General features: G+C 72.7%; 5 protein-coding genes. 4 read left to right on the top strand and 1 reads right to left on the bottom strand.

Going from position 1 to position 7,141, the window contains the following annotated elements; all coding sequences use genetic code 11:
- Positions 1-251: 251 nt before the first annotated feature.
- Entirely contained in the window at positions 252-1,232 is a 981-nt protein-coding gene (locus tag ACFU95_RS25800; RefSeq protein WP_383831786.1) for a helix-turn-helix transcriptional regulator, read from the bottom strand.
- Positions 1,233-1,294: 62 nt separating this feature from the next.
- Here ACFU95_RS25800 and ACFU95_RS25795 point away from each other — a divergent pair, with 62 nt between their 5' ends.
- From ACFU95_RS25795 to ACFU95_RS25780, 4 genes are all read left to right on the top strand, one after another.
- The gene (locus tag ACFU95_RS25795) at positions 1,295-2,914 is read left to right on the top strand and encodes an MFS transporter (protein WP_383831784.1); all 1,620 of its coding nucleotides are present in this window, start codon (positions 1,295-1,297) and stop codon (positions 2,912-2,914) included.
- Positions 2,915-3,097: 183 nt separating this feature from the next.
- A complete protein-coding gene (locus ACFU95_RS25790) occupies positions 3,098-3,859 on the top strand; it encodes a DeoR/GlpR family DNA-binding transcription regulator (protein ID WP_383831782.1) in 762 nt (253 codons plus the stop codon).
- 12 nt (positions 3,860-3,871) lie between these two features.
- Entirely contained in the window at positions 3,872-4,819 is a 948-nt protein-coding gene (pfkB, locus tag ACFU95_RS25785) for a 1-phosphofructokinase (protein ID WP_383831780.1), read from the top strand.
- A gap of 229 nt (positions 4,820-5,048) precedes the next feature.
- Positions 5,049-7,124 (top strand): fructose-specific PTS transporter subunit EIIC, encoded by a 2,076-nt coding sequence (locus ACFU95_RS25780; RefSeq protein ID WP_383831778.1) that lies wholly within the window; start codon positions 5,049-5,051, stop codon positions 7,122-7,124.
- The last annotated feature ends 17 nt before the right edge of the window (positions 7,125-7,141 follow it).

Below are 7,141 nucleotides of genomic sequence, written 5' to 3'. Positions count from 1 at the left end.
GTCGGGGGGTGTCCGCCCGCAGAGTCCGGTGTCAAGGAACGGCACCTCTCGCGCAAGGCCAGCCCACCGGACCGAGGACGGACACCCCCCGACCCGGCCCCGACCCACAACCCCACCGCACCGCGCTACACAAGCCCCCACCGAACCCGCACAGGCGCCGCAGGCATCCACCCCCCAAGCCGCGCCAGCCCGCCGCCGCAGGCACCCCCGCGAACCCACCGAACAGCAACGAGCCGCACAGGCACCCCCGCTCAACCGCCGGAGGCACCCGTACTCGCCCGGCTCAACCGCCCACCCAACTCCCCCACACACCGCACCAGTTCCTCCGGCGACTCCACCACGAACTCGCAGCCCGCCATCGCCAACCGCACGGCCATCCACTCCACCGCGTCCCCCGACACCCCCCGCAGCCGGCACCGCCCCCCGTCGCCCACCGGCTCCGGCACTCCCAGCCACCCCGGCAACCGAGCCGCCACGAACTCCGCGGGCGCCGCGAACGTCACGGAGAACTCGTACGTCTCCTGCCGCCGCCGCATCGACTGCCGCAGATACTCCGCCGCGCTCCCCGTCGGCAACTCCCGCGGAGCGAACCGCGCTCCCGTGGCGAACGGCTCGCTCACCCGGTCCACCCGGAACGTCCGCCAGTCGTCCCGGTCGAGGTCGTACGCGACGAGGTACCAGCGCCGCCCCGTCGACACCAGCCGGTACGGCTCCACCAGCCGCCGCGACTCCGTCCCGTCCCCCGACCGGTACGCGAACCGCAACCGCTCATGCCCCGCCACCCCCGACGCCATCACCGTCAGCGTCTCGGGCGCGATGCTCGCCCCGTCCCCACTGGTCAGCGGCGTCGTCGCGGCCTGCAACGTGGACACGCGGTGCCGCAGCCGCGAGGGAAGCACCTGTTCCAGTTTCGCCAGCGCCCGCACGGACGCCTCCTCCACCCCCTCGACCGCGTGCCCGGCCCCGGCCCGCAGCCCGACCGCGATCGCCACCGCCTCCTCGTCGTCCAGGACGAGCGGCGGCATCGCCTTGCCCGCGACGAGCCGGTAGCCGCCGTCGGCCCCCATGGTCGCCTGCACGGGATACCCCAGCTCCCGCAGCCGGTCGATGTCCCGCCGCACCGTACGCCGGGACACCCCGAGCCGCTCGGAGAGCTCACCGCCGGGCCATTCGCGGGGCGTCTGGAGAAGGGAGAGGAGCGTCAGAAGCCGTGCCGGAGTGTCCGTCGTCATGAATCCGAGGATGCCCCAGAAATAGGACGCGATCTGACCTACTGACGGCATAGCTTCGCACCATGACCTCAGCCGAGACGCAACCAGCACCTGTGCCCCACCCCAGCACCACCCGGCCCGCCACCACGGCCCCCGCCACCACGGCCCCCGCCACCACGGCCCCCGGCGCCGGGCCCACCGCCGGCGACCGCCGCCGCTGGTTCGCCCTGGCGATCGTGATGACCGCGGCCTTCATGGACCTGGTCGACGTCACGATCGTCAACATCGCCATCCCGTCGATCCAGCGTGACGCGGGCGCGACCTTCAGCCAGATCCAGTGGATCACCGCCGGATACGCCCTCGCGTTCGCCGCCGGCCTGATCACGGGCGGGCGTCTCGGCGACATACACGGCCGCAAGCGGCTGTTCCTGATCGGTATCGGCGGCTTCACGCTCGCCTCGGCCCTGTGCGGGTTCGCCGCGAACCCCGAGATGCTGGTCGCCTCCCGCATCCTCCAGGGCGCGATGGCGGCGCTGATGGTCCCGCAGGTCCTGTCGATCGTGCACGCCACCTTCCCGGCGCACGAACGCGGCAAGGTATTCGGCCTGTTCGGCGCGGTCGTCGGTCTCGGCGCGGTCACCGGCCCCCTCCTCGGCGCTCTCCTGACGGAGTGGAACCTCTTCGGCCTCGAATGGCGCCCGATCTTCCTGATCAACCTCCCGGTCGGCATCGCGGGCCTGATCCTCGGCAGCCGCTACATCACCGAGTCCAAGGCACCGAAGGCGCTGAAGCTGGACCTGGTCGGCGTCGCGCTCGTCACGCTCGGCCTGCTGATGCTGCTCTACCCGCTGACCCGCGGCCGCGAGCTGGGCTGGCCGCTGTGGGGGTACGTGTCGATGGCCGGCGCCGTCGTCGTCCTGGCGGTACTGGTGGCGTACGAGCGGCGGAAGGCCGGCCGCGACGGGTCCCCGCTCGTGGAGTTGTCGCTGTTCAAGGTGAAGAGCTTCGCGGCGGGCATCGCGGTGCAGACCGTCTTCGGCGTGGCGCTCGGCATCTTCTTCCTGGTCTGGACGCTGTACATGCAGTTCGGTCTGGGCTGGAGCCCGCTGAAGGCCGGTCTGACCGGGATCCCGTTCTCCATCGCCGTCTCCACGGCGGCCGGGATGTCCGTCCAGAAGCTGGTTCCGCGCTTCGGGCGCAAGGTGCTCCAGGCGGGCGCGCTGGTGATGGCGATCGGCGTCCTGCTCTACATCTGGGAGTCCGTCCACTTCGGCCTGTCCATCGCCCCCTGGCAGATGGCCCTGCCGCTGGTCGTCATGGGCGTCGGCATGGGCCTGATCGTGGCCCCGCTGACGGACGCGATCCTGTCGGAGGTGCCGCACGAGCACGCGGGTTCGGCGTCGGGCCTGATCAACACCGTGCAGCAGATGGGCAATGCGCTCGGCCTCGGCCTGGTCTCGGTGGTCTTCTTCGGCGTCATCGACGACCGGCTGGCCGAGGGCGCTCAGGGTCCGGCGGGCGCCGCGGCGACGGGCGCGGCCTTCGCGGACGGCTTCCAGCACGCGCTGTGGTGGGTCGCCGGGGTGATGGGCGTCATCTTCCTGCTGATGTCCGCGCTGCCCAAGCGACCGGCGCAGCACGTCGAGGGGGCTGCCGACGACCGCGCACCGGCGACGGCGAAGGAGCCCGCGCTGGTGGGCTGAGAACGGGGGAGGGGCCCGGCACTTCGGTGCCGGGCCCTTGTCGTTTCCGCGCCGTCCCACCTCAGGGGCCGTTCAAGAGCCCGTTCATGCCCGATTGAGCCCGAACCTGTTTACTTTCCGGAAATCCGGGCGTAGCCTCCCAGCGAAACCACAAGCTCGGGCACAGTTCGGAGGTGAACGGACATGTACGCACCGGAGCGGCAGCAGGAGATCCTCCGGCTGGCTCGTGACGGCGGCCGAGTGGACGTCCTGTCGCTGGCCGAGGAGTTCCAGGTGACGGCGGAGACGATCCGCCGGGATCTGAAGGCCCTCGACCGTGCCGGGCTCCTGCGCCGGGTGCACGGCGGTGCGATCCCGGCCGGGCGTCTGGACTTCGAGCCCGACCTCGCCGAGCGCGAGTCGACCGCGGCCGACGAGAAGGGCCGCGTCGCGAAGGCGGCCCTCGCCGAGCTGCCCACCGAGGGCACGGTGATCCTCGACGCCGGTACGACGGTGGCCCGCTTCGCCGCCGCGCTGCCGCTGGAGGCGTCGCTCACCGTCGTCACCCACAGCCTGCCCATCGCGGCCCGCCTCGCGGACCACCCCGGCATCCAGCTCCACCTGGTCGGGGGGCGCGTACGGCACCGTACGCGCGCCGCCGTGGACGCCTGGGCGCTGCGGGCGTACGGCGAGATCCGCGCCGACGTCCTGTTCGTCGCGGCCAACGGCTTCTCCGCCGAGCACGGTCTGACCACCCCCGACCTCGCCGAGGCGGCGGTGAAGCGCGCGGCCGTGGCCGCCGCCCGCCGCGTGGTGCTGCTCGCCGACTCCTCCAAGCACGGCCAGGAGCACTTCGCCCGCTTCGGTGACCTGAGCGACGTGGACCTGCTGATCACCGACAGCGGGCTGAGCCCCGAAGACGCCACCGCGATCGAGCGCGGCGGCACGGAAGTGCTGTGTGTTTAGAAACGAGTGCGCATGATCCTCACCGTCACCCCGAACCCGTCCCTGGACCGCACCTACGAGGTCCCCTCCCTCGACCGCGGCGAGGTCATCCGCGCCACCGGCGAGCGGATGGACCCGGGCGGCAAGGGCGTGAACGTCTCCCGTGCCGTCGCGGCGGCCGGACAGCGCACGGTCGCAGTTCTGCCCCTGGGCGGCGCCCCCGGCGCGCTCGTCGCCGATCTGCTCGACGCCCAGGGCATCGAGGTCGCGCCGGTCCCGGTCGCCGGCGCCACCCGCTCGAACATCGCGCTCGCGGAGTCGGACGGCGTCCTCACGAAGATCAACGCGCCCGGCCCCGAGCTGTCGGCGGCCGAGCAGGAACTCCTCCTGGAGACGGTCCGCGAGCAGTCGCGCGACGCCGACTGGATCGCCTGCTGCGGCAGCCTGCCGCGCGGACTGGCGCCGTCCTGGTACGCCGACGTGGTCGCCCGGGCGCACGCGGGAGGTGCGCGGATCGCCCTCGACACCTCCGGGCGGGCCCTCCTCGAAGCCCTGCGCGCGCGACCCGACGTGGTGAAGCCGAACGCCGAGGAACTCGCGGCCGCGGTCGGGCGCCCCCTGTCCACCGTGGGCGACGCCATGAAGGCCGCCGAGGAACTGCGCGAGATGGGCGCACGCGCCGTGCTCGCGAGCCTGGGCGCCGACGGGCAGCTGCTCGTGGACGACGCCGGCGCCTGGTTCGCCGGTGCGCGCGTGGACGTCGTACGCAGCAATGTCGGTGCCGGTGACTCCTCCCTGGCCGGCTTCCTCATCGCCGGCGGCAGGGGCCCGGAAGCCCTCGCCTCGGCGGTCGCACACGGTGCCGCGGCCGTGCAGCTCCCCGGCAGCGTGATGCCGTCGCCGGGTGACCTGGACATGGCGGCGGTGACGGTCACGGCCGAGGTGCCGGTGGATCGCGTACTGAAGGAGCCGGTGGCATGACGAATGTCGTGGTTGTCACAGTTCTTGCTGATCCGGCCCGTAAACGGCGAAGCTCGGCATTACTCGCGCCCGCCGACGGACGGCAGAGCGTCCTGAGCCGCTCTGCCGCCCGGGGGAGGCGGGCCCTCCCCGACCCCGCCTCCCCCACCCGAACCTCCCCCCACGGCACCCCCGTCCCCTTCACCGCCCACCAGACTCACCGGGCGATACGCGAGCGAAGGAGCCCGCGATGAGCGACATGATCACCGCGGACCTGGTCGATCTCGACCTGTCCGCCGACACCAAGGAAGCGGCGGCGCGTGCCCTCGCCGAGCGCATGGTGGCCCTGGGCCGGGTGACCGACCTGGACGGCTTCCTCGCCGACGTGGCCGCGCGCGAAGCACAGATGCCGACCGGCCTCGACGGCGGCATCGGCATCCCGCACTGCCGCAGCGAGCACGTCACCGAGCCGACGCTCGCCTTCGGGCGCAGCGCCGCCGGCATCGACTTCGGCGCGGCGGACGGTCCCGCCGACCTGATCTTCCTCATCGCGGCTCCGGCGGGCGCGGACGACGCCCATCTGACGATCCTGTCGTCGCTGGCCCGCCAGCTGATGAACGCCGAGTTCACGGACGCGCTGCGGTCGGCGGGCGACGCGGTGTCCGCGGCGGCGCTGATCCGGGGCGACGAACCTCCGGCGGCCGAGCCCACCGAGGCACCCGATGCCTCCGCTTCCCCAGACTCCGTGGCGTCGTCGGTGGCGGCCTCCGCCGACGCCGCCACGGGTACCACCTCCGAGGTTCCCGCCGGGGCCCCCGACGAGCGCCCGTTCCGTATCGTCGCCGTCACCTCCTGCCCCACCGGCATCGCCCACACCTACATGGCGGCCGAGTCGCTGGAGAACGCGGGCCGCGAGGCGGGCGTCGAGCTCGTCGTCGAGACGCAGGGCTCGTCCGGCTTCACCCGGCTCGACCCGGCCGTCATCGCGGCGGCGGACGGCGTGATCTTCGCCCACGACGTGGCCGTACGCGAGAAGGACCGGTTCGCCGGGAAGCCGACCATCGACGTCGGTGTGAAGGCGGGCATCAACCGCCCGGCCGAGCTCATCGCCGAGGTCCGCGCCAAGGCCGAGCGCGGCGAGGCCACCGCCGCCGCCCGGCCCGGCGCCGGCACCCCGGTGGACCGGGCGGGCGAGCCCGGCGAGGGCTACGGCAGCAAGCTGCGCAAGTGGCTGATGTCCGGCGTGAGCTACATGGTCCCGTTCGTCGCGGCCGGCGGTCTGCTGATCGCCCTCGGCTTCGCGATCGGCGGCTACCAGATCAACGAGGCCCCCTCGGTCACCGAGCACTTCGACTGGGGCCAGATCGACAGCTGGGGCGCCCTGCTCTTCCAGATCGGCGCGGCGGCCTTCGGCTTCCTCGTCCCGGTCCTCGCCGGTTACATCGCCTACGGCATGGCCGACCGGCCCGGACTCGTGCCCGGTTTCGTCGGCGGCGCGATCTCCGTGACCATCGGCGCCGGGTTCCTCGGCGGTCTGGTCGCCGGTCTCATCGCCGGTGGCGTGGTCCTCGGCATCCAGCGGATCGACATCCCACCGGTGCTGCGCGGCATCATGCCGGTGGTGGTGATCCCGCTGGTCTCCTCGGCGGTCGTCGGCTTCCTGATGTTCGTGGTGATCGGCAAGCCGATCTCCGAGGCGCAGAAGGCCCTGACCGACTGGCTGAACAGCCTCTCCGGCACCAACGCCATCCTGCTCGGCGTCCTGCTCGGCCTGATGATGTGCTTCGACCTCGGCGGCCCGGTCAACAAGGTGGCCTACACCTTCGCGACGGCCGGCATCTCGGTCGCGGCGCCCAGCGACTCCGCCATGAAGATCATGGCCGCCGTGATGGCCGCGGGCATGGTCCCGCCGCTGGGCATGGCCGTGGCCACCACCATCCGCAAGAAGCTGTTCACCACGGCCGAGCGCGAGAACGGCAAGGCGGCCTGGGTGCTGGGCGCCTCCTTCATCTCCGAGGGCGCGATCCCGTTCGCCGCGGCCGACCCGCTGCGCGTCATCCCGGCCTCCATGGCGGGAGGCGCGGTCACCGGCGCACTGACCATGGCGTTCGGCTCGACCCTGCGCGCCCCGCACGGCGGCATCTGGGTCACCTTCCTGATCGGCAAGCCGTGGCTGTACCTGCTGGCCATCGGCGCCGGTACGGCGGTGACGGCCGGCCTGGTCATCCTCCTGAAGGGCATGCGCGCGACGGCCCCGGAGGGCACGTCGGGCGCCGGGACCCCGGCGGCCACGGCCGCGGAGGCGAAGCAGCCGGTGGCGGCGTAAGACCGCCGCCGGGCAGG

The sequence above is a fragment of the Streptomyces sp. NPDC057623 genome (assembly GCF_042800355.1).
In the GTDB taxonomy this organism is placed as follows: Bacteria; Actinomycetota; Actinomycetes; order Streptomycetales; family Streptomycetaceae; genus Streptomyces.
This window is presented reverse-complemented; position numbering and strand designations above follow the sequence as displayed.

Bases quoted from the DNA above. Each gene is read 5' to 3' on its own strand.
- ACFU95_RS25790 (WP_383831782.1), top strand. From the start codon at position 3,098: ATGTACGCACCGGAGCGGCAGCAGGAGATCCTCCGGCTGGCTCGTGAC.
- ACFU95_RS25780 (WP_383831778.1), top strand. From the start codon at position 5,049: ATGAGCGACATGATCACCGCGGACCTGGTCGATCTCGACCTGTCCGCC.
- ACFU95_RS25795 (WP_383831784.1), top strand. From the start codon at position 1,295: ATGACCTCAGCCGAGACGCAACCAGCACCTGTGCCCCACCCCAGCACC.
- ACFU95_RS25800 (WP_383831786.1), bottom strand. From the start codon at position 1,232: ATGACGACGGACACTCCGGCACGGCTTCTGACGCTCCTCTCCCTTCTC.
- pfkB (WP_383831780.1), top strand. From the start codon at position 3,872: ATGATCCTCACCGTCACCCCGAACCCGTCCCTGGACCGCACCTACGAG.